This is a genomic window from Candidatus Bathyarchaeia archaeon, assembly GCA_035283685.1.
Lineage (GTDB): Archaea > Thermoproteota > Bathyarchaeia > Bathyarchaeales > Bathyarchaeaceae > DATETJ01.
Genome location: DATETJ010000002.1, coordinates 40,478 through 64,701 on the forward strand (window position 1 = coordinate 40,478; position 24,224 = coordinate 64,701).

The following is a 24,224-nucleotide window of genomic DNA, read 5'->3' on the forward strand; positions in this document are numbered from 1 at the left end:
GCCAAGCTTGTACCTAACCAAGGTTGAGGAGCGCACGTTAGACGGCGAACACGGCTGGGCTAACCAAATTGCCATGAAAATTCTTGTGAAACTAGGCGACTTGTTCGGCGCGACCCGACTGATTCCCGTGCAGTCGGCGCATCTATCAGGCGTGTCCTACAAGCATTTAGGCGACGCGGCGATAGAGTTTCTCGGCGAGCTTGCAAGCAAGGGTGGTGAAGCTAAGGCGGCTTCGACGCTTAATCCGTCAAGCTTTGACCCAAAGTACTTAGTGAAACGTTACTCTAAGGAACGATTTGCCAAGCAAAAGCGCATACTCGAGCTTTACGGGCAAATGCGTATTCAGCCTACCCTGACTTGCACACCATATTATCTTCAAGAGCCCCAAGCTGGCCAGCATTTGGCTTGGGCAGAGTCCTCAGCCGTGGTGTACGCCAACTCAGTGTTAGACGCGTGGACTAATCGTGAAGGAAGCCCAAGTGCGTTGGCAGCCGCCTTAATCGGGAAAACCCCGAACTACGGTGTACATCAGCCGGAAAACCGCAAGCCCAACGTGCTAGTCAACGTCGAAGCCAAACTTAAGACGGAAACGGATTTCGGCGCGCTTGGAATCCATTTGGGCAAGTTACTGAAAGACAGGGTTCCTGCTTTTCAAGGGCTGCGAGGCTCAGACGATGAGTTGAAGCAGTTGGGCGCGGCAATGGCATCAAGCGGCATGACTGCACTTTTTCACAGGACATCTCCAAGGGGCAAGGGGATGTTAGAGACAGTTTCAGTTGAAACCCGCGAAATTGAGGAGTCGGCTTCAAGTCTCTGTACTTCAGAAAAATCTCCAGACCTTGTTTTCATCGGATGCCCTCACTGCTCAGCAAACGAGGTTAAGGAAATCGCCGGTCTTCTTGAGAATAAGAAAGCTCGCAGAGACGTTGAACTGTGGGTATGCACCTCAAGGTATGTGCGTGACAAGGCGAAAAAGCATGTTGAAGTCATCGAACGAGCTGGCGGACACGTGCTATGCGACACATGCGTTTTGGTTACATGGGTGAAGGACTTGGGCTTTGATACGCTTATGACGAATTCGGCAAAAACAGCCTTCTATGCGCCCACTTTGAATGAAGTGGATGCTACTCTGAAGCCCGTACGCCACTGTATAGAAGCCGCGTGTCAACAGTAGTTTCGGGTCAGCTCCTGCAAGCTAAAGGCATGTTCTGAAGCTCATAAGTTTGAGGGGTTTTTTCTTCCCCAGTCGGTTTTGTTCCAGATTCTTTCATGAAGATAATATGCAATGCTAGTGTAGACATTGCTCACTATTGTAAACCCTAGTGAAATCTCAATTCTGCTTGTGAGAAGGTAGATTGTAGTGAAATCTAAGATTACTATCAGAATTCTGTACGTAACAGCTTTGGTCAACGACCTCTTTCGAGTTACGATACTCATCTTGTTTCACAGGCACCTTTTGAAGTCTTGTTGAGTTAAGCAGCCATCTTAGAATCATTGTTTCTTCAGAGCTTTTTTCAACTCACTGATGGTCTCGGTTATTGACTTGCCGGCTGGGATTTTTGCCAGCTCAAACTTTTCCCGCGGCTTGTTCAACGGTCGAGTGGCGTCCACGCCGACTTTTGTAGTTAACCCTGTTTCCTGATCAGCTGAGGGGTCGAGTGTGGAGCCGCGAGCATGGGGGATAAGTAACAAGTCTTCGTTGGCTTGGAACCTTGTGGCGATGGCCCATTCAACCATATCTGGGTCGAAGACATCAATGTCTGTGTCAACCACAACCGCGTGCTTGAGGCTTGGATGGGCACTGAAGGTAGCGGCGAGGGCGTTTTTGGCGTCTCCGTCTACTTGTTTGTCAATTGAGACTATGGCGTGCAGCCAACCGCAGCCGCCGTTTGTCAGGTTCACGGCTTTGACTGTCGGGACGACTTTTGACACGGCTTCCCAAATCATGGTTTCATGTGGCAAGCCCATGAGTAGTTTATGTTCTGAGCCTGAAGGCAACAGCGCTTGGTACATGTAGTCTCTTCGATGCATCATGCTGACAAGTTCCACTACGGGCTGCTTGCGTTGTACGTCGTAGGTGCCAGTGATGTCGACAAGCGGACCTTCAGTGACTTCTTTGTCGGTTAAAATTCTGCCTTCCAACACCAGCTCAGCTTCAGAGGGCGCGTAGGCCCTAACGTGTTCGCATTTGACTAGATTCATTTTGTTGTTGAGGAACGTGTTTGCCACGCCGAATTCGCTGACTCCGAAGGGCACTGGTGAAGCTGCGGCCAACATGACCGCTGGATGCGTGCCTATCGTGATGGCGACATCGAGGTTTTCTTTCTTTTCTTTGGCGGTTTTCCACATGTTGTACAAATGCCGTGGCACCAAGCGAATTGCCAAGTGATTGTCGTCTAAGACTTGGAGGCGATGAATGGATACGTTTTCGATTTTTCCATCGGAGCTACGAGCTGAAATCACAGAAGATGTGATGTAAGCGCCTGCGTCGCGCTCAAAATGAGTAAGAATGGGAAGTTTGGACAACCGCGCTTTCTCGACCACTTCGTTTACGGGTCCGCCTCGTACAATCTTGGGTGGCTGTGGCTCGCGCCAAGCTTTGGTTATTCGCTGGTGGAGCGCCTCTAGGCTTAAGCCCAGAGCCCAGCACAAGCGTTGGCGAGTCCCGCAGACTCCAGCTACGATTTTTGTGCGGCTGCCTTTCACGTTGTCAAAGTAAAGTATTGGTCCGTTGTCGAATTCTTTCATGAAGGCTGAGACTTCAAAGCGTGGCGAAACTTCCCGGTCAACTTGCGTGAGTTGATTTTTCTTCTGCATTTCAGCCAAGAAACTTCGCAGACTCACTTCTTTGCAGCCTCCTTTTCCTGTTCGAATGTTTTGTCAAACAATTTGAGAAAAACTGCTCCTGCATCTTGGTCGCCTAGTCTGGTGAAAACTGATGCTAAGGCAAGTTTGCCTGTCTTGTGTGCTAGGCGTTCGGCTATCAGTCGGGCTATTATGATGTTTCTGTCTCCAAGCATTATTGAAGACACTGGTGGCCCTATCATTTTTTCTGCGGGTGGCATGGCGACAGCCAAGGTGCCGAGTTGGTCTTCGGCTTCGCTTAGAAGTAGTAGGTTGGCGTTTTTGGTTTCAAGTCGCAAGGCGTAGAATGTGAGGTCGCCGTGTGTCATTTCCTCTTGCACGATTTTTGCGCGCATTTTATTTTCGAACTCTACTAGGCTTATTTACTGCTTCGTATTACTATAACCTCCTTTTAAATCAAATTGGCGATCAGAGCGAATGAGCGAAAGGAAGAGAGCGCAGAGGATTCTGCAGATACTTAGCAACGAGTTCGGGATTCCAAAGTGGACAGGCTCGAAGAGGGAGCCTTTCCAAACGCTAATAGGAACCGTCTTGTCTCAAGCTACCAACGATAGGAACAGGGATCAAGCTTATGCCAATTTAGTGAAGAGATTTGAGATTGACCCCAAGGAGTTGGCCAGCGCTGACGTGAAGGAAATTGAGAAAGCCATCCGTGTTGGCGGGCTATATCGGAATAAGGCTTCGAAAATCAAAGCGTTGTCAAAGACCGTCTTGAAGGAGTTTAATGGCTCGCTTGACTTCATTTTCTCCGAGCCTCTCGAGAAGGCCAGAGAACTGTTGATGAGTATTCCGGGGGTTGGACCCAAAACAGCTGACGTAGTGCTCGTGTTTGCTGCGAATAAGTCCACGATTCCCGTGGATACTCATGTTAACCGTGTTTCGAGACGGCTGGGCTTGGCGCCGTTAAGGGGAGGCTACGAGGACGTTCGCAGGTCGTTGGAGTCCTTGTATCAGGCGCCCGACTATTTGGCGATCCATTTGTTGCTCATCAGCCTGGGAAGGAAGTATTGCAGGGCGCGTAACCCGCTTCACAAACCGTGCCCAGTAAAGGCTTTGTGCCCAACTGTCAAGAAAGAAGCTGCTCAACCAAGCTTGCATAGGCTTCATGGAAGCAGGGATTATCCTTGACTGCAGTTGCCCCGCCTAGACTTGAAGCCAGAATAGCGGAGTTTTTTCCTTATTCAAGCATAAGACCCTATCAAGATCTGTTCATCAACACCGTTTTTGAGGCGGTTGAAAACCGGCGACACGTGCTTATCGAGGGCAGTAATGGTTTGGGCAAAACCGTTTCAGCATTGTCGGCTTGCTTGCCATTGGCGAAGGAGCACGGGCTTAAGATTCTTTATGTAGCTAAGACGCATCGGCAGCATGAGCGAGTTATTGAAGAACTGGATGCCATAGCTAAGCGGCAGAATGTTACGGGTCTCTCGGTTCGCGGGCGAACTGAAATGTGTTTTCACCCATTTATCTTGCGTCATGCTCCGGATGCCACATCTGCCATGGAGATATGCGAACTGCTGAAAGCGAGACACGAGTGCCAGTACTACGAGAATATTGAGAGCAAAGAGCAGCGTTTCTCAGACCTGAAGGAGCACGTTGTTTCGCGTCCGTACAAGGCTTCTGAAGTGCAGGAGATATGTAAGGCTCAGAAATTCTGTCCCTATGAACTTGTTAAGAAGGCTCTGCCAGATGTGGATGTTTTAGCTTTAAGTTACATGTACGTTTTTGATCCTTCAGTCCGTGGCGTTTTCCTCAAGCATTTAGGCAAATCGCTGGACAAAGCCATACTGATAGTTGACGAAGCTCACAATTTGCCTGATACGGCTGTGCAAATCGCCAGCGACAGCCTCACCGTTTTCGCTATGCGGCAAGCGCAGTTGGAGGCTGATAGGTTTCGACGGCATGAAATGGCTGAGTTCGCGGGTGAATTTAAGGCTCTGACCGAGAGTATGGCGGCACAGATTGAAAGGGAAAGCTACGTTTCTCCACCACAACTGATTGACTCTTTGTCCAAGGCGGCAAGTGTTAGCGACCCGCAGGTTTTCTTTGAAGAGATGCACGAAGTTGGCGCGTTGATCAAACAGCAGTTGCTTACGCAGGGCAAATATCCGCGCTCGTTCGTTCATCGCGTAGGCGAGTTTTTGCTGAAGTGGCTGGAAACGAACGGAGACGTTGCCTACACGCATGTTTTGAGTCGGTACATAGCGAAGACCGGTGTGCCTTCGGCTAAGTTGGAGGTTGTGGCGCTTGACCCAGCAAAGGTTACGGAGCCGGTTTTCTCGTCAGTCTATTGCAGTGTGAACATGTCGGGCACGCTTCAGCCGCTTGAATCCTACGTTAAGGTTACCAACATGCCCTCGTCAACGGTGTGTCAAGTTGTGCCTTCGCCGTTTCCCAAAGAGCACATCTTGAGCCTAGCTTGTTGCGGCGTGACCACCGCCATGGAGCAGCGCACGCCAGCCATGTACCACAAAATTGTCAAGCGTGTGGCAGAAGTTGTGCGCAACACGCCGGCGAATGTGGGCGTCTTCACGGCGTCGTACGAGGTTTTGGAGAGGCTTCGTGAGGCGGGAATGGAAGACCGTTTGGAGAAGCCTTTGTTGCATGAGCGCCGTGGCATGAAATCCCGTGAGAATGAGCGTTTGATTAGCAAGTTTAAATCGTTTTCTAAGCGTGATGGTGCAGTGCTATTAGGCGTTCAAGGCGGACGCTCTTCTGAAGGCGCAGATTATCCCGGTGATCAGATGAACGCGGTTGCGGTTGTGGGCGTTCCATATGCTGAGCCTACTCCGAAAGTGAAGGCGCAGATAGGATATTTCGAGCAGCGATTCCCAGAGCATGGAAGAGAGTATGGCTATGTGGTGCCGGCGTTGAAGAAGGCGGCGCAGGCAGCGGGTAGACCCATACGCACGTTGGAGGATAGGGGCGCCATCATTTTTCTTGATCAACGCTACGCGACTCCATACTGTCAACATTACCTGCCAGTTTGGCTGAGAAGAGGAATGAAAACGCTGCCCGACCAAGACAACATCATAGCATCTGAGCTCAAGGGCTTCTTCAAGCCGGAATAAGAGTAGTCGCCTAATGTCTAGGCGGCAAGGAATCGAAGGGGGACGATAAGTTCTCCAGATGATGCAAGAGATTATTCTTGGCTAATTACTCCTCCGCTTGAAAGATAAAAGGCAATGGCTCTTTGAATTGCTGCTTCGCCTTCTGGGTTCCACGGCGTTACCCACGCTTCTTTCATTCCGTTTTTCTTTAGCCATTTCAGGGCTGTTATGAGAAGCGTAGTTCCGATTCGTTGTCTGCGGTATTCAGGCAAAACGTGGACTCCACCGTCTAGCCGCCCTGACGCCAATTCCCTGTCAAGTAAGGGGCAGACGGCTCCGACAGGTTTGCCTTCCAGATATGCGATGAACGGTTGCTCCAGACCTGCTTTCATCTTTGGTCCTACCCATTTCACAGTTGTTTCAGGATCTTTGATGAACCCTCCCCAGGTGATAGCCAAAATCTTCCCAACCTCGATTAACTGACTTTTCCCTACGGGTTTAACTATAATCTTCTCGTTCATTCTCAAGTTGGGAAGTGGCATCGTCAAATCCCAAGTAACCCTAACCTTTGTCAAACCTTGTTCTCTCCAAGTCTGTCCACCTGTCGGCTGAACATTCTTTCTTACTCTGAACTTCTTTGCCTACTCTATGAAACATTTTCGATCGGTATCCGCAAAAGAACCATTTTATTAGTTCTTTTGTACTTTATGATATTTATAGAACATTTGTTTCCATTGTTATAGAAGACGTTTTCACAATTCTTATCTTGAATCCTCTCAGAGATACAACGCTTGTGGTTAACATGAAGAAAATGTCTATCGCACTTGTGCTAATGGCTGTTCTGCCGATTTCCCTCTTGGTTGCAGGCGTTCACGCATCCGTAGGATGGTCCAGATGGTACACCGCACCCATAGACTCAGACGGATTTGTCGGTCGTGATACCTCTATAGCATTGGATTCGAGTGGCAGCCCACATATAAGATACTTCAACTGGACGAGTGGCGATCTGAAATATGCTACGTGGACTGATGCAGGTCCAGGATGGAGCATTGAAACCGTGGACTCAGGCAGCGAAGATGTCGGAGGCAGTGGAGGACGCTCAATTGACTTAGATTCTGGTGGCAATCCACACATTAGCTACATAGGACCTAGCTACCAAGGCCTGAAGTATGCTACAAAAAGCGGCGGAACATGGAGCATCGACACCGTCGACTCTGCAGGCGAAGGCTGGCCATCTCTAGCTTTGGATTCCAGCAACAATCCGCACATAAGCTACTATAATTCTACTGAAGGTTTGAAATATGCGAGGTGGACAGGTTCAGCATGGAACATCGAAGTTGCGGACTCCACGAACGGTAGATATACATCTATTGCCCTCGACTCAAGCGATAACCCGCACATAAGCTACCGTGGCGACGGTAATGCTGTGATGCATGCCAGAAAGAGCGGTGGCACATGGAACATCGAAACAGTTGACTCCACACCTGATGGAACCGCAGGTACAGGTACCTCAATTGCTTTGGACTCGGGCAATAATCCACACATCAGTTATCAGGGATGGCCTGGTTTAAGATATGCTGAGAAGAGCGGTAGTTCATGGATTAATGAAACCGTGGACTCCTACGGCGACTTTGGTGCTTGGAACTCAATTGCAATTGACTCAAGCGATAACCCAAACATAGCTTACCGCGACGATTCGAATGGTCGTTTGAGATACGCGATGTGGACTGGGTCGGCGTGGAACCTTGAGACCGTTGACGAAGTAGGAAACGTCGGCAGCGGTGCGTCTATTGCCTTGGACTCGAACAATAATCCGCACATAAGTTACTATGATGGCACAAACAGCGATTTGAAGTATGCATCTATACTATTGCCCGACGAAATATGGTCATCTGACGCTTCAGGCAATCCTAAAGACGTGTTCGTGCCAGGTGAAACAGTGTACGTAACTTGTCCACAGCCGCGCACTTATTGGACTACTGTCACCATATACGTGGTGGCTGACCAAGCAGTTTGGAATGAAGGCGATTCTCTAACAGACGTCTCTGGTGGTGATGAGATGGTCACGGTATCTCCGGGTCCAACAGGAACAACTCAGACGTTCCAGATTTGGCCTCCGCTGCTTGCTGTGGGAAGCTACGACATTGTTATGGACAAAGACAACGACGCGGTCTTTGATCAGGGGCTAGACCTCGTTGACTCGGTGCTCATAACAGGCTTTAATGTGATTCCGGAAGTGCCTTTTGGCACTGCCATGACGTTCCTCAGCATGTTCATCGCCTTCGTAGGGTTCCTAGGGTTCAAACGATTAAGACCGAAGATACAACTGCAATTTAGAAAGACAGATTGACAGCACAATTTTCTCCTTTTTTTCTGTTTTGAAGCATCAATGATTTTGAACACAATTTCTTTTTGGGGTTCCACTTGCGCTTGCCGAGATTTTGCTGCCACTGTAGCCGCACATATGGCGCGCGGAATATGAACCTCAATAAACATCATATTTTCATAGTTTAAATGGCATTTTTGCCTTGCCTGCATCATATAGGATTCCGACAACAGGAAACTTTTCGAGGAAATTTTCACCATGTGGAGCTTGCTCTACGGCATCTGTTAAATCCACGCCGGCGCTGTGAAGAGCTTGATGATTTCCATCTTTCCAAAGAAAACTGGTTGACACGTTGTACACCTTTCCCTTGTATGCTACGTATGCTGGTTTTCCGTTTTTCCCATTGTGTTGGGCAAGCTCTTCCTCGCTGAACTCTTTCATACACTTGGCCCTTCAAAGTTGCGCTTTGATTTACTTTCAAGCAAATAGGGAGTCCAGCAGCATCATGATGACAAACCCGGCTATGAGGCCAAAGGTCGCTTCTCTCTCAAAGCCTTTCCTGTGGCTTTCAGGTATCATTTCATCGCTCACGACGAAAAGCATGGCGCCTGCAGCAAAGGCAAGTGCCCAAGGTAGAATCGGATGGAAAATGGAGACCAATGCAACACCCAACAAACCTCCAACAGGTTCAACCAACCCGGTCAATGTTCCATACCATAAAGCTCTTCGTCTGGTATATCCCTCTCTTACCAAGGGCAGTGCAACTGCAAGTCCTTCAGGCATGTTTTGAAGCCCGATAGCCATGGCAACCACAAGTCCTGCCGCTACGTCTCCACTTCCGAAGCTGACTCCCACAGCTAACCCTTCAGGGAAGTTATGGATGGTTATGGCGATCACAAACAGCCAGACTCTTGGCAGCTTTGTAGAAGGCCCTTCTGCACCTAATGCTGGATGAAAGTGTGGAATAGAGCGGTCGATCAAATGTAGTACAAAAGCTCCTAAGACAATCCCGAAAACAGCAACCCAAGGACCGCTCAAATCGATTGCTGGAACTATCAGGCTAAATGAAGTTGCTGCCAGCATAACACCAGCTGAAAAGCCAAGCATGACATCCATCAACTTATCTGAAATCTTCTTCGCAAATAGCACTGGTAAAGCTCCAGCACCAGTGGCTAAGCCGGCTGCTAGGCTGGCCGCAGAACCAAGCAAAATTGCTTCTTCGATCATCCGCAACACACGAACCTATATGATATAATGCTTGTTAGACGTAAGAAAAAGGGATGGTGTGGAAAGGACTTACCTGAGGAATTTGGAGACGAAGGGTGAAGTCTCGCCTCTGCGCATGAAGTGGCCTGATGGTCCTTCGCCTAGGAATTCGGAGAACCATGACTCATGCTCGATTTCCTCGTTGAGGATTGCTTGAGATAGGTCGTATGTTCTGTGGTCTTTGCCGGCGGTCAGGTTGCAGATGTGGGTGTATCCTCTTACTGCGCATCTTTCTGCTTCCACCAGCACTGTCAGCATTGCCTTAATGTCGGTTGGGTCTTTTGGTAGTGTGGCTGGGGGACAAGCCGAGGCGTCGTGAAAAGCTTTCATGCCTTCTGGCAGTTTGCCTCCTAACTCGTATATGCGGGGAACCAGAGCCTCAAAGTGGTTGCGATCTTCGATGCGAGCCGTTTCTGCGATTTCCTTGATTCCTTCTCCTTCTAGTCCTATCAGGTTGCATCGAAGGATAGTGTAGTAATAGTAAGTTGTAAGTTCGGCTGCAGAATTCTTGACCAACAACTCCACGAGCTGATCAACATTGATACCAGCTTTCTCCACCATTTCTCGCGCTACTCTAGCCATATTATCACCTCGCTGAGACTACAAGTGTGGATAGAAATCTATTTAATTTTACGCAATTGAGGATGGGCATGTGCCAAGGACTACTGTGTGCAAGGTACGGTTCGGCAGCAGGTTGGGTTGTCGAAGTAGTTTCTGGAGACTCGGATTAGGTTCTGGTCTTGTGTCAGGATTGCGGTTTCATCAGCCCAGTTTGTTACTGTTAGAAGTGTTTTCACGTCGGTGATGAGCATGCCGAGGGTGTCAATTGAGCCTATGTCTTGCAGGCAACATAGTAAGCGAATCTGGCCGAGGTCTGAGAAGTCTTCTTTTTCGTAAACCTCTTGGGTTACGGCAATGTTCAAATTGACTTTGCGTTTTTCTTTCGCTGTTATCAGGGAGTCTTTTAGTTCTTTGAAAACGCCTGTATATGAAATGAAAATTGTGATTTCTTTGCGGGCTGTTTCGATTAGGGCTTTCATGCGGTTTATTATGTTTCTTTGTCCGCGGATGATGTAGGCTATTTCGAGTTCGTCTGATTTTTCAACGCTTTCGTAGATTGGTGTGAGTAGGTCGGCGAGTACGTCTGCTTCTTTGGTTTTCTCATTGAGTTCTTCTGTGAGCTGTTCTTTGAGGTTGACTACGGCGTCTTTTGGGGGCGTGGGGAGGTAGATGTTTGGGGTGCCTTTTTGGATTATGAGCATGCCTTTTCTTGAGAGTCCGTCTAGGGCGTAGTATATTTTGGAGTCTGGGATTCCTGTTTCTTTGCATAGTGTGCTTGCGGTCATGCTGGGGTGGCTTAGGAGTGTGGCGTAGGCTAAGGCTTCGTGAGTTGATAGTCCTAGTTCTCTGAGTCGGGAGACGATTCTGTCGCGTGCTACTGTTTCCATGCTGCTTTTCATCGTGGTTTCTTCCGTTTTCTAGTGAGTGATTGTCAGAGAAGGCTTAAATAGCTTTCTACTACTGTGAAGTAGTAGTTAAATGGGAGAACATGGAGGTTCTGACATGGAAAACAAGACGAAAATGCTCATAGCCGTTGGAGCTGCAGTCACAGCGAATTGCCAGCCCTGCCTGAAAACCGCGGTCAGCGAAGCCAAGGGAACAGGAGCAGATGAAAAAGAAATCATCGAGGCAATCGCGATAGGACGAGTTGTTAGAAAAGGTGCAATGGGCAAGATGGACAAGTTCGCGTCAACCCTGACCGGGAAAGACGTCGGCTCAGACGATTGTCCATTCGGTTCGACAGAGGAAGACGTCAAAGAATGGGTTAAGCAAGACGATCAATGCGGCTGCAGCTAAGAAAGCGTGCTTATGCCTTGAAGAATCGGGCGTTGGGATTTGACATAAAAGAGGTGAAAGCATGAAAGAAGAGACCCATCATCATAGGCTGTTTGAGGAAAAGCGACATGTCTCAGCAGCCATCAATCAGCTGGCTATTGGCATTATCATCCTCGTGTGGGGCAGTTTGTTGACGCTGAAACAGGTTGGATTAATAGAGAAGAACGTGAGCACGTGGCCTTTTGTCTTAACAGCCTTCGGCGCACTGCTCATCTTTGGCGGCATCTACAAGTTATATGCTCGAGAAAAGACTGGCGGAGAAGACGTGAAAGAAGAGAGCATTCGGAACTCTAATATCTGAAAGTGCTAGTCAAGTTACAGTTATGATAACGTGTATTGATCTTGTTGACAATTCTGAAAAGAAGCTGAAACCAGAGGATTTGACGACTCTGGAGTTGTCGAATGTTTGGTTGCAGCTTGAGCAGCCTACAAAGGAGGAATTGGATGCTGTTTCAGAAAAGTCCGGAATAGACATCAACTTCATGCAGGTCAGAGAGGCAGTTCAGAATATTGGTTTGAGGTGGGAGCAGGATTGGGGAATAATCAACTTTGGGGTTATTTCGGAGATTGTTGATGCAAAGAGAGTTTTTCCGATAATTATCGCGTTTTCAAAAGACTTCATGATCACGGTGGAGACCGGGGAATACAAGGGAATAATTGACTTGGCCAAGGCGAGGATGAGTAAGACTAAGGCTGATCCTCCGGCGATTACCGTATATTATATCTTGGACGAGATGATCTCAAACAATTTTTCTCATCTGGAAAAGCTTGAGGGCGTCATCGCCAATTTGGAAGAGGAGATTATGGAGAAACCTGAGCCAACTACGGTTAGGAAGTTGTTTAAGTTGAAGTCTAGGATGGTGAGTTTCAACAAGATCTTGTGGTATGAGAGAGGTCTCGTTTTCAACCTTAGGAAGGCTGAGACAGCGTGCATGTCTGCGAAGGCTAGGAGTCATTTTGATACGGCGCATGAGTACTTGACGAGGCAGATCGACATTGTTGAGACCTATAGGGAGATTATGACAGATGCGATCAACGTGTATCTTTCTGCGATTTCGAACAGGATTAACTCTGCCATTAAAGCTTTGACGGTTGTCATATTCTACTTGACTATCGTGACGACGATTACTTCGTTTCCGAACACGGTTGCAACTTTTTTTGGGATATCGCAGTTTGGGAATACGAATGCTGTGGTGGTCTTTAGCGTTTTGGCGCTTTCTGTGGTTCTGCCCTTGTTGTGGCTGTGGAGAAGAAAATGGATAAGACTAGATGAGCAATCGGCGTCCGCGTGAAAGCAAGTCTTGGGTGCTAGGTTTTGAGTTGACGCGCTGACTATTCAACGAGTTTTCTGGCTTCTTCTGCGGGTAGTGCCACGAGGGTCTCGGTGGATAGGAATTCTCGTCTTCGGATCATGGCTTTCATGGCTGCCTTCACGTTAGGAGCCTCTAATACGACGACTGCGTCGTATTTGCCCAGTGTCCAGTATACGGCTACGTCTTTGATGCCTTCTTCTTTGGCTTCTTTTTCGCTGAGTTTACGGTTTTCGGCAATGGACTCTTTTGTGGGTTTCTTCTTGAATTTAGCCAATATAACGAAGAGCATGTTATCGCCTCGATAGTAAGAAAGCCCGTATTGTTTAAAAGATTTGTCAAGGTGAGTGGGACGGGTTTATGAGGTTTTTCGGTTACAGTAATGATTATTACAAGCTTGAATGAATATGCGTCATTGCGGAGACGTTCCAAGAAATGACGAAGCTTGAGGTTACGAAGCCGTTGAGGCATATTTCTGGTTCTGAATTGCATTGTCGGAATTGGCAGATTGAGGGCATTTTGCGCATGTTGTATAATATGGTTGATCCTGAGGTGGCGAAGGATCCGGAGAACCTGATTGTTTACGGCGGAACGGGTAAGGCTGCGCGTAACTGGGAGTGCTTTCATGCTATTGCTGATACGTTGCAGAGTCTTGAGGCTGATGAGACTATGCTTGTGCAGAGTGGTAAGCCTGTGGCTGTGTTTCGGACGCATGAGTGGGCGCCTCGGGCTTTGATTGTGAATTGTATGTTGGTGCCGAAGTGGGCTACCTGGGAGTATTTTTACGAGTTGGAGGAGAAAGGCTTGATTATGTTTGGGCAGATGACGGCTGGTTCGTGGGCTTACATTGGCACGCAGGGCATTTTGCAGGGCACGTATGAAACGTTGGCTGCGGTGGCGAAGGAGCATTTTAAGGGCAGTTTGAAGGGCAGGGTGGTGTTGAGTGCAGGGCTTGGTGAGATGGGAGGAGCTCAACCGTTAGCGGTTACCATGAACGATGGCATCGCGCTAGTTGTGGAAATAGACAAGAGAGCAATTGACCGCAGGTTGAAGCATGGCTACTTGGAGATGTGGACTGATGATTTGGATGAAGCCGTTGACATAGCTAAGCAGGCGAAGGAAGAAGGCTCGCCTAAGAGTGTGGGTTTGCTGGGCAATGCGGCTGAGGTGCTTCCTGATCTGGTTCGCCGTGGCTTCGTGCCTGATGTGGTTATGGATCAGACTTCGGCTCATGACCCGTTGAATGGTTATTATCCTGCTGGCTTGTCTAAAGAGGATGCAGATAAACTGCGCCAGAAAGACCAAGCGAGTTACATTAAGAGGGCTAAGCAGAGTATGGCTGCGCATGTTAAGGCTATGGTTCAGATGATGGAGAAGGGCGCGGTGGCGTTTGAGTATGGTAATAATTTGAGGCAGCAGGCTTTGGACGCGGGATACAAGGACGCCTTCGAGTTCCCAGGCTTTGTGCAGCGGTATATTAGACCGATGTTTTGTGAGGGGCGTGGACCCTTCAGGTGGAACAGCCTCATCGACAGCAAAGAGGACATTTACACTTTGGACGATGTTGTTTTGAAGGAGTTTGCTTACAACAAGGAGCTCTGCAGGTGGATAGAGAAGGCGAAGGAGCAGGTGAAGTTTCAGGGCTTGCCTGCCCGTGTTTGCTGGCTTGGGTTCGGCGAACGAGCCAAGTTTGGCAAAATCATCAATGACATGGTCAGTAAAGGCGACTTGAGTGGACCGGTGTGGATTGGGCGGGATCATTTGGACGGTGGCAGCGTGGCTTCGCCTAACCGTGAAACAGAGGGCATGAAAGACGGCAGCGACGCCATAGCTGACTGGCCCATACTGAATGCGTTGTTGAACGCGGTTGCGGGCGCCACGTGGGTTTCAGTTCATCATGGAGGCGGCGTGGGCTTGGGCTACAGCATACATGCGGGCATGTGTCTAGTGGCAGATGGAACAAAGGAAGCAGAAAAACGACTGGTTACTGTCTTGACAACTGACCCGGGGACAGCCGTCGTACGTCATGCAGACGCAGGCTACATGAAAGCACAACAAATAGCCAGACAAAAACAAATCAAAATGCCCATGCTAAGAGACCTTTAAAAAACTACTCTTCAAAATAAGATGTTAGAAATTCATTCTCCTCGAATAATGAGAGGGGAAAGGCAAGAAATAGAGACGCTGATAAATGAAGAAGCTTTTCTTTTCGTCACGCTACCCTATTTTCTTTCCACACTCCTCACAGAAATCAGCATCAATTTTGCTTTCTGCTCCACAAAATCGACAGCGCGCGCTAAGCTCCAGCGAATCAGCGTCAGCGTCGTCATGTGGGGGACATAGAAATTCTATCCTTCATCCTTCCTTCTCTTGAGACCGTTTCTTTTAAGTGACGAGACTTCATAAGAATCACTGGTGTTGCTATGGCGAAGAAGGAAGACGAATACGAGGAAGAGCCCTTCTTTGAAGGACTTTCGAAATTTATCAAGGAAAACAAGGATTTTCTGCTTGAGTTACTGGGCAAGTGGTCAAAATCGTCTTCAAGACAATTCTATGCTAAGATAGTTTTGGTTGGGATAGTGGTTGTCATGAGTGGCTTGTTGGCTGGATTTGACAAAATCAGCGGAGAAACGTTGGCTGGAATAATTGGCGTGGTGCTCGGCTACATTCTGGGCAAAGGTGTCTTGTAGGCCTTTTCCTCTTTTCTTAAGCCTTCGAGAACGAGAGCCTTTTTTCGTGGTGGTTGGACTACTAAACCAGCGAAAGTGCAAGGTTCATTGAAACAGCAAGGGTTATAGTCAGAAACAGAGAAAAATGCTCAGAACAAGAGGGGACATTGAATGAGTAATCTGGGAAAACGCTTCAATACTGGGCTGCTAATTGTTGGGGCTTCGTTTGTTGCTATCGGTTTCTATTTAATACTCTATCAAGAGGGCTACTATTACCAGAAACTCTATCCTTTCAGAGATGCTGGAATAGTGGTTTTTGTTGTAGGTGCCTTGTTTCTAATGGCTGGGTTCATTCTTCCAGCCGTTCAAAAAGAAAAGAGAACTTGAATTCTTCAGCTAACCCAAGTGACCCCTTCCTATTCGATGGATTATTTTCTAGCGCGCGCGCTCGACCTATGAGTCGCGCCGCCCCGCCAACTGATTCAATGCCGGGAAAGCGGAGAATGTATTCTTTGGGTTTCTGGGTTTTCGGCCCCCTTCGACAACTCACGATGACGCCTTCACTTTTTTTAGACACAGCACTCACTTCGCATTCAGGTGATAGATTATAGTTAAGTGTTGAAAACTTCGTATATAGCTTTTCAAAGGTGTGCACCAAACTCCTTCAAAAGCCGACTATTTTCGCGAGTAGCGCATAGACCCAAATCATTGTGGCTCCCAAATCATTGTGGCTCCAATAATTCCATACTTTTTCGTAGTTTTCTGTATGTTGGTGACATTTTTTGTCGACGGATTCTTTAACATATCGGCATATGGGCGTAGAGTTTTGACCACTTGCCCGGTATTTTTTGGTTTAAACGCGCGCATTTTATGGCTTTCTTAGGATGGAAAGGGTTAATCGCCTTGAGCGTTACTAAGTAAGTGGGCAGGATATTTTCCTGATGTTCTCTTCGGCGGAGCTTGTCTACACACAGTATAGGCAGAGGCGCTTCAAAACTGTTCTTTGTAGATGGCGAGACGCTAAAGAAAGTGGCTGCGTTGTTCGGCGAGGACGCCGTTAGAGTAGTTGAGGTCCTCCAAGGGGTTCACGAGATTACAGATATTGAGATAGCGAACAAAACCCAAATACAACTCAAAATAGTTCGTAAGGCGCTTTACAGACTCTACGACCATTCCCTCGTTGCTCTCAGACAATCCCGCGACAAAGAAACAGGTTGGTTTATCTTCAACTGGAGACTCCAACCCGACCAGCTGGAAGGCTTCATCGTAAACCAAAAGCGCCATGTTCTGGAAAAACTGGACATCCGGCTTGAATATGAGAAAAGCCACGAGTTCTACACCTGCCAAACGCCAGGCTGCAAGCGATTCACCTTCGAAGAGGCATTTGAGCTTCTCTTCAAATGTCCCACCTGCAACAAACCAATGGCGCACCTCAACAACGACTTGATCGTTGAGGCCCTAACCCGAAAAATTGAGCAGATAAAAGTTTCGTGAGCGGTGAAATGTTAGAGAATTGTTCCATCCCGCATTTGCGCGCACGCCCTACCGCATTAGCGGCAGATGGTCATTGAATCGTGATTTATTGAGGGTGAATACGTGGATGTGACTTCAGGCATGATTATTTGACTCGTAGAAAAACCTGTCGTTTAGCTAGGATTGACAGAGTTCCCTCATTCTCCGTCACCAAGATACGACACAGAACCCCGGAAATTCCCATAAGAAAAGCCATATCAACCGCATACAAAGTTGAAGCCAATGAAAAAAGAGCCAAACCAAAATTAAGAGAATTCAACAAATACGGCTCAACAGCCACAAAAAACAACAGCACAATGTTGATAACAACAACCTTCGACTTACCTGAACCAAGCTTAGACATAAGATCACTATGCCCCCACCACACCACAACCAAAATCACAAAACTCAAACCAAACATGAACAAGCCGCCCGCCATAGCCGACATCGTCTGAGGCTGAGCACCAGTTAAGGAAAGAGCACCAACCGCAAGCGCAAAACCAAAAATCACGTCAGTCAACTTCTCAATCGGCGGCGAACCAGACATTCTCCTCACCCAAACAGACACTAAGATACCGCTCTTTCACCAGAAATGCTTTACCAAAAAAAGGCACAAGCCTACACAGCCACAAGCACCCAGAAAGTCGGTATTGTTACTGTTTCCAAGCGAAAGTTAATAACATCTGAAAACACAGACCCGCCCAGGCAATGTAGCCAACATGGAAGTATCAGTCAACAAACACGAGGCTCAGACTACTCCTTCTGAACAGAACTCCGCGCCGACAAAAAGCCTCGGTGTTATGACTCAGTCTAAGCGGAAATTAATAACATCTGAACAGAAACCCGCCACCCACAGTCTACGCCTCTATGTCCAAGCCAACACAACCATGCTGGATGATGATGTCACTAGGAACACTCTGACGACGACGCCCGCACAGCCACAGCCGCAAAACGTACTCCAACATGGAAAGACCCTTCTTATCGTAAGTTGAAACTCTTACTCTTCTTATTCAGTAGAAGAAGGCTAAAGGGAAAAGGCGCCTTCTTCTTTTGAAATTTGTTTTCCCGTAGCCCGTAACATACGCTCTAACATAGAGGCTCAGCAACAGCCAGTTGTTAGTGTTTCCTAGGCAACATCAACACTAACACCCACACTTCAAAAGCTTAATGCACATCCACATCCCATTGTGAACACCATATGAAACCATGGAACCAGAAACAACGCATAATGCGCCGCTACAACCAATCAGCCCACACCTACGACACACAATACCACGAGGAACAGGAAGCCAAAATCACAACTATCATGCACAACATACACTTAAAACACAACAGCACAGTCCTAGACGCAGGCTGCGGCACAGGCATACTCCTCAAACACCTCACAGACACAGTGAAACTCATCGTAGGCATAGACATCTCCCGAAACCTACTCAAAAAAGCCAGAGAAAAAGCACAACACTACCAAAACGTGGCACTCGTCCTAGCCGACGCGGACAACCAACCCTTCCCACAACACACATTCGACGCCGCCTTCGCAGTCACACTACTACAAAACACACCAAGCCCCAAGGCAACACTGACCGAAATCCAGAGAGTCAGCAAACAGAATGCAATGATTGCAGTAACAGGGCTGAGGAAAAAATTCACCCAGAACGGTTTCCTAGAGCTACTTAACCAAGCTGGCTTAACAATCGACTCGCTCAAACAGGACAAACACAACAGAGAATACGTGGGCACATGCCACAAAACACAGAGTTAAATCTAAATCCACCCCTTCACAGTCAAATACCCAAACACCATCCGAGGGAAAAACGCCACATGCCAAAAACCACCGTGCCCATGCACATCTTCCGCGCCTACGACATACGCGGCATCTACCAAAAAGACCTCACACCAAAAACAGCAGAAACCATCGGAAAAGCCTTCGGCACATACCTAGGCACCAACAAAAACCTAGCCGCCGCCCGAGACATACGCATCGGCGGCGAACCCCTCAAAAACGCCATGACTAGGGGCTTAACATCCACAGGCAGCAACATTGTGGACTATGGAATAACCACCACGCCCGTATTCTACTTCGGCATAGCCCACCAAAACCGCGACGGCGGAGCCATGACAACCGCCTCACACAACCCACCAGAATGGAACGGCTTCAAACTCTGCCGCGAAAACGGCACAATCATCGGACAAGGATCAGGCACCGAAAAAATACAACAAATAATCACAGAGGGAAAATTCACAGAATCACGCATTAAGGGAAAAGTCGAATCTTATGAGGGCATCATCGATGAATACAGCAACTTCGTCCTAGACAAAATCCACATCGAAAGAAAACTCAACATAGTCCTAGACACCGGAAACAGCGTATCAGCCCTCGTAGCACCACAACTCTTCCTAAAAACCGGATGCAAAACCAAAGTCATAAACCAAAAACTCAACGGCACCTTCCCCTCACACCCACCCGAACCAACAGAAACAGCACTACAACAACTAATAACCGAAGTCAAAAAAACCCACGCAGACCTAGGCGTAGGATACGACGGCGACGGCGACAGAGCAGTATTCATCGACGACAAAGGCCGACTACTCACAGGCGACTACTCATCCATAATCTTCGCACGAAACCTCATAACCAAAAACAACAAAAAAGTCGTCATCGACGTAAGCTGCTCAACCGCCCTCGAAAGCGCCATCAAAGCAGCAAACGGCACACCACTCATCGAACGCATAGGACGCCCCTTCATGATGACCCGAGTCCTACACGAAAAAGCAGTCTTCGGCGGCGAACGAAGCGGACACTTCTACTTCCCACACATCTACGGCCTCGACGACGGAACCTTCGCCAGCCTAAAAATGGCAGAAATCCTGTCAAAAAGCGACACGCCGCTCTCAAAAATAATCGACCAAATCCAAAAACGCTACGCCCACACAATCAACGTGCCATTCCCAGACGAGAAAAAATTCCAAACCATAGCGCGGCTCAAACCGAAACTCGAAAACATGGGCTTCACCATGCTCGACATCGACGGAGTCAAAGCACAGAACAAAACAGGCTGGGTACTACTAAGACCATCCAACACAGAGCCAATCATACGCATATTCGCAGAAGCAAAAACCCAAAACAGACTAAACCAACTCATGAACCTAGCCCAAAAAATGCTAACCGAAGAGGCAGAACACACCAAATGAAAGCAATCGTACTTGCAGCTGGACTGGGAAAGAGACTAGCGACAATCACAGCTGACAAACCAAAAGTCCTAGTCAAAATCGGAGACAAAACCCTCATCGAACACAACCTAGCCAAACTGCGAAGCCTAGGCATAAAACAAATCGCTGTAGTCATCGGCTACAAAGGCGAAATGGTCAAAGAGATCATCGGCGACACCGTGGACTACTACGAGCAGGAAGAACGACTGGGAACAGCACACGCATTCTATCAGGCTAAAAACTTCGTCGACGAACCCTTCTTCCTAGGCATAAACGGCGACATGTTCTTCACAGACCCACTCACCAAATTCATCAAACTCAAACCACCCGGCATAGCCGTCTACCGAGTCCAAGACTCAAGCAGATACGGCAAATTCGAAATCAAAAACGGCAAAGTCGTCTCAATCAGAGAAAAAGCAGCAGAGACAAAACCAGGATTCATCAACGCTGGCGTCTACCTATTCCCAAAAGAACTCTTCACCTACACCGAAAAAACACCACTCAGCCCAAGAAAAGAATACGAAGTAACCGACACCATCCAAACCATGATCAACGAAAACTGGAACTTCCAAGCCTACGAACTAAAAGGTTTCTGGAAAGACATAGCCTACACCACAGACATAGAAGAGGCGCAGAAAGCCCTAAGTCAGACAGGAATCAGGCAAAAAGACTAACACAAGACTCATTTTAATGGAACTAGTCTTGCCTTCATAGTCTTAGTGTCCAGAACAGCAACTGACGATTCGCCAGTTAGGTAACCACACACTTCACCAGGATTTACTATCAAAGTATTGCCTTTCTTGTACGCCTTAGCCTCATGAACATGCCCATGAACAATCACATCATAGCACTTGGTCGAAAGCAAAGAACGCAGAAGTTCAGACGGCCCCGGAGCGCCTCCAGGCTCACCTCCATGCAGCAAAACAACACGCAGACCGCCCACGTTGACTTCAGCAAATATGCCTCTGATTTCTAAGCCGAACTCTGCAAAGCGCCTCTTCAAAAACTCGTGGTCGCCGTCGTTATTGCCGAATACCCCGATGAACTTCCCTCTGAAAGGCTTGAAGTGGGGTATAACGAAAGGCGACACATAATCGCCAGCATGCAGAACAAGCTCAACTTTCTCGTCAAGCAGCTTCCTTACAGCCTTGTCAACCATGAGCAGATTGTCATGCGTATCCGACATTATCCCCACTAGCACTTCCAACTCGACCTCGCTTATTCAATTTCCCGAGAAATCTAGTCTTAGTTCGTTCCTTCCAAAAGCTTTTTGCCGTACTCGAAGCCTTTCTCAAACGCTGCCAAATTGAGCTTCTCAGTGCCCTTCGGAATATTGCTCAGAAGCGCATTTTTGAAGGCTTCGGAAGTCGTAATTTGTGAAACAGCAATCAAAGCGCCCAACATGACCACATTAGCCACTATAGTCTTGCCCAACTCTTCAGCCATCTTCGTTGATGGAACCTTGAAAACTCGCGCGCCGTCTTTGAACTCATGTCGAGGCACCATATCAGGATCTAAAAGAAGCGTGCCCCCAGCCTTCAGCGTTTTAGCATAAGTTGTGAACGCTTCCTGCGACATAACCACGAGAACATCAGGCTCGACCACGCGGGGATAATCCACCTCCTCATCAGAAATGACTACCTCAGACTTACACGAGCCACCCCGAGACTCAGGACCATAAGACTGGGTCTGCACCGCATTCTTATTATCGTGAATACACGCCGCCATGGCTAGCATTAACCCAGCTCTGATTATGCCTTGTCCACCGAAGCCTGCCAATCTCACTTCAATTCGCACTTAGGTCCCTCCGCCCGCCTTTCTCGAGGCTGCCTTCGTTTTCATGCCTTTCAGCAGTTGACCATAGCTCGGTTTTTCAATGTCCACGAATTCACCGACGACTATGCGATTAGGCGTGACCTCAGCCTTAGCTGGGTCAGTGAAATGCTGAACCACGGATGCTTCTCTGAACCACTTCATCATTTTAAGCGCTGTTTCCATTTTGTTGTATCTACCGAAGATCTCGGGGCATTCAGAAATGACCTCTAAGAACGAGAAACCTTCCTTCTGCAACGCCTTCTTGATGGACTCTGTCAACCACCGCGTCTGAAGAGTTGTCCAACGAGCAACATAAACTGCACCACAAGCTGCAGCCAAATGCACCAGATTGAAAGCTTGCTCGATGTTCCCATAAGGCGTGGTAGTAGTCCACGTTTCCAGCGGCGTAGTCGGTCCACCCTGCCCGCCAGTCATGCCATAAATGAAGTTATTGGCGCAAATGACCTTAATGTCCAAGTTCCTCCGGGCGGCATGAATGAAATGGTTGCCACCTATCGCAAAGAGGTCGCCATCGCCGCTGATGACAGCGACTGTCAGATCTGGGTTGGCAAGTTTGACGCCTGTTGCGAAGGCTATGGGTCTGCCATGGGTAGTGTGAAACGAGTCAGTGTTTGTGTAACCCGAAATCCGACCTATACAGCCTATTCCTGAGACCACAGCTACTTTGTCCAAATCCATGTTTAACTCGTCGAGCGCGCGGGCAAAGCAGTTCAGGATAATGCCGTTGCCGCAGCCTTCACACCAGATATGCGGTATGCGGTCTCTGCGCAGAAACTTCTCGTAGGGGTGCCTCAATTCCTCTTCGATCATTTCAACGCCTCTTTCATAGCCTCTAGGATTTCTCCGGGCTTGTGTGGCTCCTCGCCCAACTTCGATAAGAAGACCACAGGCGTTTCTTTAGCCGCCCGCTCGACTTCACGCACGATTTGGCCGCAGTTCATCTCTGGAACCACAATTGCCTTCACTGTCTTGGCAACTCGACCAACTTGTTCATCTGGAAAAGGCCATAAGGTTAGGGGACGCAGCAGCCCAGCTTTGATGCCCGCCGTTCTGGCTTTTCGAACGGCACTCAACGCAGCTCGTGCCGCAATTCCATATGCGACAACAGCTACTTCGGCGTCTTCGATCATGTCTTGCTGAACTCGAATAATTTTTTCCTTGTTTTTGCGAATCTTGTTACAGAGACGCTGCACAAGCTTTGTTTGAGCCTCAACGCTCTCAGTTCTTGGATAACCGCGTTCATCATGAGTTAATCCTGTGGCGTGAAAATGATAGCCTTGCCCAAAGATAGCCATGGGCGGAACCAGATCAGCGTCAGGCTTAAACGGAGCAAAATTCGAAGATGGCGGGTCTCTTGGCTTCTTGCGGTTGACGATTTTTATGGTCTCCTCATACGGGATGTTCACACGTTCCCACATGTGCCCCACAATTTCGTCGGCAAGCACAAAAGTTGGCACGCGATAAGTCTCAGCCAGATTAAAGGCTTCAACGGTTAAATCGAACATTTCCTGAACTGAAGAGGGCGCCAAGGCAATGATTTCGTAGTCTCCATGCGAACCCCAACGCGCTTGCATCACATCCTGTTGCCCAGGCATGGTTGGTTGACCCGTGCTTGGACCGCCTCTCATCACGTTTACAACGACGCATGGCGTTTCCGTCATCACAGCTAAGCCGATGTTTTCCTGCATTAGGCTGAACCCTGGACCCGATGTGGCGGTCATAGACTTGACTCCTGCATAAGATGCCCCAATAATAGCCGCCATCGAGGCGATTTCGTCCTCCATCTGAATGTACACCCCATCAATCTCAGGTAACCGACGCGACATATGCTCCGCAATCTCAGTCGCCGGTGTAATGGGGTAACCTGCGAAAAATCTGCAACCCGCGGCTAGAGCGCCTTCAGCGCAAGCGATGTCGCCGCTCATGAAACGCCGTCCAGACCGAACGACTCTGGATCTCTCAGGTGCAACCGATGTAGCAACCGTCATTTTTCGATCTCCTGACTCACTTTTTCCTTAGCGTTTTTCTCGGTAGTGAATATGGCGAAATCGGGGCAAATGGCTGAGCAGAAGCCACAGAGCACACATGGATTGTTTGGGTTGACCTTCGGCGGATGAATGCCCCTAGCGTTAATCTCAGATGATTCCTCCAGCACCTTTCTAGGGCAGTATTCGATGCAGAGTCCGCAGCCTTTACATCTGTCCTTTATCAGGTGAACCTCGCCTTCTGGAGGCTTGACCTTGTCGGCATCTAACGGCTTCCGCCACGTTCTCACCGGCACCAA

30 protein-coding genes are annotated in these 24,224 nt (G+C 48.4%); 15 read left to right on the forward strand and 15 right to left on the reverse strand.

Going from position 1 to position 24,224, the window contains the following annotated elements; genetic code table 11:
• Positions 1-7 precede the first annotated feature (7 nt).
• Positions 8-1,174, forward strand: a complete 1,167-nt coding sequence (locus tag VJ249_00260; GenBank protein ID HKZ92999.1) for an aconitase X catalytic domain-containing protein — start codon at positions 8-10, stop codon at positions 1,172-1,174.
• Positions 1,175-1,215: 41 nt separating this feature from the next.
• Here VJ249_00260 and VJ249_00265 read toward each other — a convergent pair whose 3' ends face one another.
• The 3 genes from VJ249_00265 to VJ249_00275 are packed head-to-tail and all read right to left on the reverse strand — an operon-like array spanning position 1,216 to position 3,200.
• Positions 1,216-1,437 carry a DUF2061 domain-containing protein gene (locus tag VJ249_00265; GenBank protein HKZ93000.1) on the reverse strand — a complete coding sequence of 74 codons (222 nt, stop codon included), beginning with the start codon at positions 1,435-1,437 and terminating at the stop codon, positions 1,216-1,218.
• Positions 1,438-1,491: 54 nt separating this feature from the next.
• Entirely contained in the window at positions 1,492-2,844 is a 1,353-nt protein-coding gene (locus tag VJ249_00270; protein ID HKZ93001.1) for a UbiD family decarboxylase, read from the reverse strand.
• Complete coding sequence (locus VJ249_00275) at positions 2,841-3,200, reverse strand: proteasome assembly chaperone 4 family protein (GenBank protein HKZ93002.1); 360 nt, start codon at positions 3,198-3,200, stop codon at positions 2,841-2,843. The genes VJ249_00270 and VJ249_00275 overlap by 4 nt, the downstream gene beginning before the upstream one ends.
• Positions 3,201-3,282: 82 nt before the next feature.
• Here VJ249_00275 and nth point away from each other — a divergent pair, with 82 nt between their 5' ends.
• Complete coding sequence (gene nth, locus VJ249_00280) at positions 3,283-3,993, forward strand: endonuclease III (GenBank protein HKZ93003.1); 711 nt, start codon at positions 3,283-3,285, stop codon at positions 3,991-3,993.
• Positions 3,990-5,936 (forward strand): helicase C-terminal domain-containing protein, encoded by a 1,947-nt coding sequence (locus VJ249_00285; GenBank protein HKZ93004.1) that lies wholly within the window; start codon positions 3,990-3,992, stop codon positions 5,934-5,936. Before nth ends, VJ249_00285 begins: the two co-directional genes overlap by 4 nt.
• A gap of 71 nt (positions 5,937-6,007) precedes the next feature.
• Here the strand turns inward: VJ249_00285 and VJ249_00290 are convergent, their stop codons facing one another.
• The gene (locus VJ249_00290; GenBank protein ID HKZ93005.1) at positions 6,008-6,490 is read right to left on the reverse strand and encodes a GNAT family N-acetyltransferase; all 483 of its coding nucleotides are present in this window, start codon (positions 6,488-6,490) and stop codon (positions 6,008-6,010) included.
• A 227-nt stretch (positions 6,491-6,717) separates the two neighbouring features.
• Here VJ249_00290 and VJ249_00295 point away from each other — a divergent pair, with 227 nt between their 5' ends.
• On the forward strand, positions 6,718-8,265 hold the full coding sequence (locus VJ249_00295; GenBank protein HKZ93006.1) for a hypothetical protein: 1,548 nt from the start codon (positions 6,718-6,720) through the stop codon (positions 8,263-8,265).
• A 153-nt stretch (positions 8,266-8,418) separates the two neighbouring features.
• Here VJ249_00295 and VJ249_00300 read toward each other — a convergent pair whose 3' ends face one another.
• From VJ249_00300 to VJ249_00315, 4 genes are all read right to left on the reverse strand, one after another.
• The gene (locus VJ249_00300; protein HKZ93007.1) at positions 8,419-8,682 is read right to left on the reverse strand and encodes a cytochrome b5 domain-containing protein; all 264 of its coding nucleotides are present in this window, start codon (positions 8,680-8,682) and stop codon (positions 8,419-8,421) included.
• A 36-nt stretch (positions 8,683-8,718) separates the two neighbouring features.
• On the reverse strand, positions 8,719-9,468 hold the full coding sequence (locus VJ249_00305) for a ZIP family metal transporter (GenBank protein ID HKZ93008.1): 750 nt from the start codon (positions 9,466-9,468) through the stop codon (positions 8,719-8,721).
• A 69-nt stretch (positions 9,469-9,537) separates the two neighbouring features.
• Positions 9,538-10,089, reverse strand: a complete 552-nt coding sequence (gene dps, locus VJ249_00310; GenBank protein ID HKZ93009.1) for a DNA protection during starvation protein — start codon at positions 10,087-10,089, stop codon at positions 9,538-9,540.
• A gap of 80 nt (positions 10,090-10,169) precedes the next feature.
• Positions 10,170-10,955: a helix-turn-helix domain-containing protein gene (locus tag VJ249_00315; protein ID HKZ93010.1), complete on the reverse strand. Its 786-nt coding sequence runs from the start codon at positions 10,953-10,955 to the stop codon at positions 10,170-10,172.
• Between the two features lie 115 nt (positions 10,956-11,070).
• On the opposite strand from VJ249_00315, the gene VJ249_00320 reads away from it, so the two are divergent.
• The 3 genes from VJ249_00320 to VJ249_00330 all read left to right on the forward strand — a co-directional run bounded on the left by VJ249_00320 (position 11,071) and on the right by VJ249_00330 (position 12,695).
• Positions 11,071-11,364, forward strand: a complete 294-nt coding sequence (locus VJ249_00320) for a carboxymuconolactone decarboxylase family protein (GenBank protein ID HKZ93011.1) — start codon at positions 11,071-11,073, stop codon at positions 11,362-11,364.
• 61 nt (positions 11,365-11,425) lie between these two features.
• A complete protein-coding gene (locus VJ249_00325) occupies positions 11,426-11,704 on the forward strand; it encodes a hypothetical protein (GenBank protein ID HKZ93012.1) in 279 nt (92 codons plus the stop codon).
• A 22-nt stretch (positions 11,705-11,726) separates the two neighbouring features.
• Positions 11,727-12,695 carry a CorA family divalent cation transporter gene (locus tag VJ249_00330; GenBank protein ID HKZ93013.1) on the forward strand — a complete coding sequence of 323 codons (969 nt, stop codon included), beginning with the start codon at positions 11,727-11,729 and terminating at the stop codon, positions 12,693-12,695.
• Between the two features lie 40 nt (positions 12,696-12,735).
• On the opposite strand, the gene VJ249_00335 is transcribed toward VJ249_00330, so the two are convergent.
• Entirely contained in the window at positions 12,736-13,005 is a 270-nt protein-coding gene (locus VJ249_00335) for a GYD domain-containing protein (GenBank protein ID HKZ93014.1), read from the reverse strand.
• A gap of 143 nt (positions 13,006-13,148) precedes the next feature.
• Between VJ249_00335 and hutU the strand changes: the two genes are divergently transcribed.
• The 4 genes from hutU to VJ249_00355 all read left to right on the forward strand — a co-directional run bounded on the left by hutU (position 13,149) and on the right by VJ249_00355 (position 16,876).
• Positions 13,149-14,819: a urocanate hydratase gene (hutU, locus tag VJ249_00340; GenBank protein ID HKZ93015.1), complete on the forward strand. Its 1,671-nt coding sequence runs from the start codon at positions 13,149-13,151 to the stop codon at positions 14,817-14,819.
• Positions 14,820-15,136: 317 nt separating this feature from the next.
• Entirely contained in the window at positions 15,137-15,403 is a 267-nt protein-coding gene (locus VJ249_00345) for a hypothetical protein (GenBank protein ID HKZ93016.1), read from the forward strand.
• 150 nt (positions 15,404-15,553) lie between these two features.
• Positions 15,554-15,769: a hypothetical protein gene (locus VJ249_00350; protein ID HKZ93017.1), complete on the forward strand. Its 216-nt coding sequence runs from the start codon at positions 15,554-15,556 to the stop codon at positions 15,767-15,769.
• A 573-nt stretch (positions 15,770-16,342) separates the two neighbouring features.
• The gene (locus VJ249_00355; GenBank protein ID HKZ93018.1) at positions 16,343-16,876 is read left to right on the forward strand and encodes a transcription factor; all 534 of its coding nucleotides are present in this window, start codon (positions 16,343-16,345) and stop codon (positions 16,874-16,876) included.
• A gap of 124 nt (positions 16,877-17,000) precedes the next feature.
• Here VJ249_00355 and VJ249_00360 read toward each other — a convergent pair whose 3' ends face one another.
• Positions 17,001-17,441, reverse strand: a complete 441-nt coding sequence (locus VJ249_00360) for a TMEM175 family protein (GenBank protein ID HKZ93019.1) — start codon at positions 17,439-17,441, stop codon at positions 17,001-17,003.
• Positions 17,442-17,613: 172 nt separating this feature from the next.
• Between VJ249_00360 and VJ249_00365 the strand changes: the two genes are divergently transcribed.
• From VJ249_00365 to VJ249_00380, 4 genes are all read left to right on the forward strand, one after another.
• Entirely contained in the window at positions 17,614-17,886 is a 273-nt protein-coding gene (locus VJ249_00365) for a hypothetical protein (GenBank protein ID HKZ93020.1), read from the forward strand.
• A 206-nt stretch (positions 17,887-18,092) separates the two neighbouring features.
• Positions 18,093-18,656, forward strand: a complete 564-nt coding sequence (locus VJ249_00370) for a class I SAM-dependent methyltransferase (GenBank protein HKZ93021.1) — start codon at positions 18,093-18,095, stop codon at positions 18,654-18,656.
• A gap of 59 nt (positions 18,657-18,715) precedes the next feature.
• Positions 18,716-20,086, forward strand: coding sequence for a phosphomannomutase/phosphoglucomutase (locus VJ249_00375; protein HKZ93022.1), 1,371 nt, complete (start codon positions 18,716-18,718; stop codon positions 20,084-20,086).
• Positions 20,083-20,778, forward strand: coding sequence for a sugar phosphate nucleotidyltransferase (locus VJ249_00380; protein ID HKZ93023.1), 696 nt, complete (start codon positions 20,083-20,085; stop codon positions 20,776-20,778). Before VJ249_00375 ends, VJ249_00380 begins: the two co-directional genes overlap by 4 nt.
• Before the next feature lie 8 nt (positions 20,779-20,786).
• Here the strand turns inward: VJ249_00380 and VJ249_00385 are convergent, their stop codons facing one another.
• From VJ249_00385 to VJ249_00405, 5 genes are read right to left on the reverse strand one after another with little or no spacing between them, the layout of a single operon-like run.
• Entirely contained in the window at positions 20,787-21,305 is a 519-nt protein-coding gene (locus tag VJ249_00385) for a metallophosphoesterase (protein ID HKZ93024.1), read from the reverse strand.
• A 44-nt stretch (positions 21,306-21,349) separates the two neighbouring features.
• Positions 21,350-21,901: a 2-oxoacid:ferredoxin oxidoreductase subunit gamma gene (locus tag VJ249_00390; protein HKZ93025.1), complete on the reverse strand. Its 552-nt coding sequence runs from the start codon at positions 21,899-21,901 to the stop codon at positions 21,350-21,352.
• Entirely contained in the window at positions 21,902-22,750 is an 849-nt protein-coding gene (locus VJ249_00395; protein ID HKZ93026.1) for a thiamine pyrophosphate-dependent enzyme, read from the reverse strand. It abuts the gene before it with no gap.
• Positions 22,747-23,928: a 2-oxoacid:acceptor oxidoreductase subunit alpha gene (locus VJ249_00400; protein HKZ93027.1), complete on the reverse strand. Its 1,182-nt coding sequence runs from the start codon at positions 23,926-23,928 to the stop codon at positions 22,747-22,749. The genes VJ249_00395 and VJ249_00400 overlap by 4 nt, the downstream gene beginning before the upstream one ends.
• Positions 23,925-24,221, reverse strand: coding sequence for a 4Fe-4S dicluster domain-containing protein (locus VJ249_00405; GenBank protein HKZ93028.1), 297 nt, complete (start codon positions 24,219-24,221; stop codon positions 23,925-23,927). The genes VJ249_00400 and VJ249_00405 overlap by 4 nt, the downstream gene beginning before the upstream one ends.
• Positions 24,222-24,224: the final 3 nt, after the last annotated feature.

Bases quoted from the DNA above. Each gene is read 5' to 3' on its own strand.
- VJ249_00265 (HKZ93000.1), bottom strand. From the start codon at position 1,437: ATGAGTATCGTAACTCGAAAGAGGTCGTTGACCAAAGCTGTTACGTAC.
- VJ249_00275 (HKZ93002.1), bottom strand. From the start codon at position 3,200: ATGCGCGCAAAAATCGTGCAAGAGGAAATGACACACGGCGACCTCACA.
- nth (HKZ93003.1), top strand. From the start codon at position 3,283: ATGAGCGAAAGGAAGAGAGCGCAGAGGATTCTGCAGATACTTAGCAAC.
- VJ249_00295 (HKZ93006.1), top strand. From the start codon at position 6,718: ATGAAGAAAATGTCTATCGCACTTGTGCTAATGGCTGTTCTGCCGATT.
- VJ249_00300 (HKZ93007.1), bottom strand. From the start codon at position 8,682: ATGAAAGAGTTCAGCGAGGAAGAGCTTGCCCAACACAATGGGAAAAAC.
- VJ249_00305 (HKZ93008.1), bottom strand. From the start codon at position 9,468: ATGATCGAAGAAGCAATTTTGCTTGGTTCTGCGGCCAGCCTAGCAGCC.
- dps (HKZ93009.1), bottom strand. From the start codon at position 10,089: ATGGCTAGAGTAGCGCGAGAAATGGTGGAGAAAGCTGGTATCAATGTT.
- VJ249_00315 (HKZ93010.1), bottom strand. From the start codon at position 10,955: ATGGAAACAGTAGCACGCGACAGAATCGTCTCCCGACTCAGAGAACTA.
- VJ249_00320 (HKZ93011.1), top strand. From the start codon at position 11,071: ATGGAAAACAAGACGAAAATGCTCATAGCCGTTGGAGCTGCAGTCACA.
- VJ249_00325 (HKZ93012.1), top strand. From the start codon at position 11,426: ATGAAAGAAGAGACCCATCATCATAGGCTGTTTGAGGAAAAGCGACAT.
- VJ249_00330 (HKZ93013.1), top strand. From the start codon at position 11,727: ATGATAACGTGTATTGATCTTGTTGACAATTCTGAAAAGAAGCTGAAA.
- VJ249_00335 (HKZ93014.1), bottom strand. From the start codon at position 13,005: ATGCTCTTCGTTATATTGGCTAAATTCAAGAAGAAACCCACAAAAGAG.
- hutU (HKZ93015.1), top strand. From the start codon at position 13,149: ATGACGAAGCTTGAGGTTACGAAGCCGTTGAGGCATATTTCTGGTTCT.
- VJ249_00345 (HKZ93016.1), top strand. From the start codon at position 15,137: ATGGCGAAGAAGGAAGACGAATACGAGGAAGAGCCCTTCTTTGAAGGA.
- VJ249_00350 (HKZ93017.1), top strand. From the start codon at position 15,554: ATGAGTAATCTGGGAAAACGCTTCAATACTGGGCTGCTAATTGTTGGG.
- VJ249_00360 (HKZ93019.1), bottom strand. From the start codon at position 17,441: ATGTCTGGTTCGCCGCCGATTGAGAAGTTGACTGACGTGATTTTTGGT.
- VJ249_00365 (HKZ93020.1), top strand. From the start codon at position 17,614: ATGGAAGTATCAGTCAACAAACACGAGGCTCAGACTACTCCTTCTGAA.
- VJ249_00370 (HKZ93021.1), top strand. From the start codon at position 18,093: ATGAAACCATGGAACCAGAAACAACGCATAATGCGCCGCTACAACCAA.
- VJ249_00375 (HKZ93022.1), top strand. From the start codon at position 18,716: ATGCCAAAAACCACCGTGCCCATGCACATCTTCCGCGCCTACGACATA.
- VJ249_00380 (HKZ93023.1), top strand. From the start codon at position 20,083: ATGAAAGCAATCGTACTTGCAGCTGGACTGGGAAAGAGACTAGCGACA.
- VJ249_00395 (HKZ93026.1), bottom strand. From the start codon at position 22,750: ATGATCGAAGAGGAATTGAGGCACCCCTACGAGAAGTTTCTGCGCAGA.
- VJ249_00400 (HKZ93027.1), bottom strand. From the start codon at position 23,928: ATGACGGTTGCTACATCGGTTGCACCTGAGAGATCCAGAGTCGTTCGG.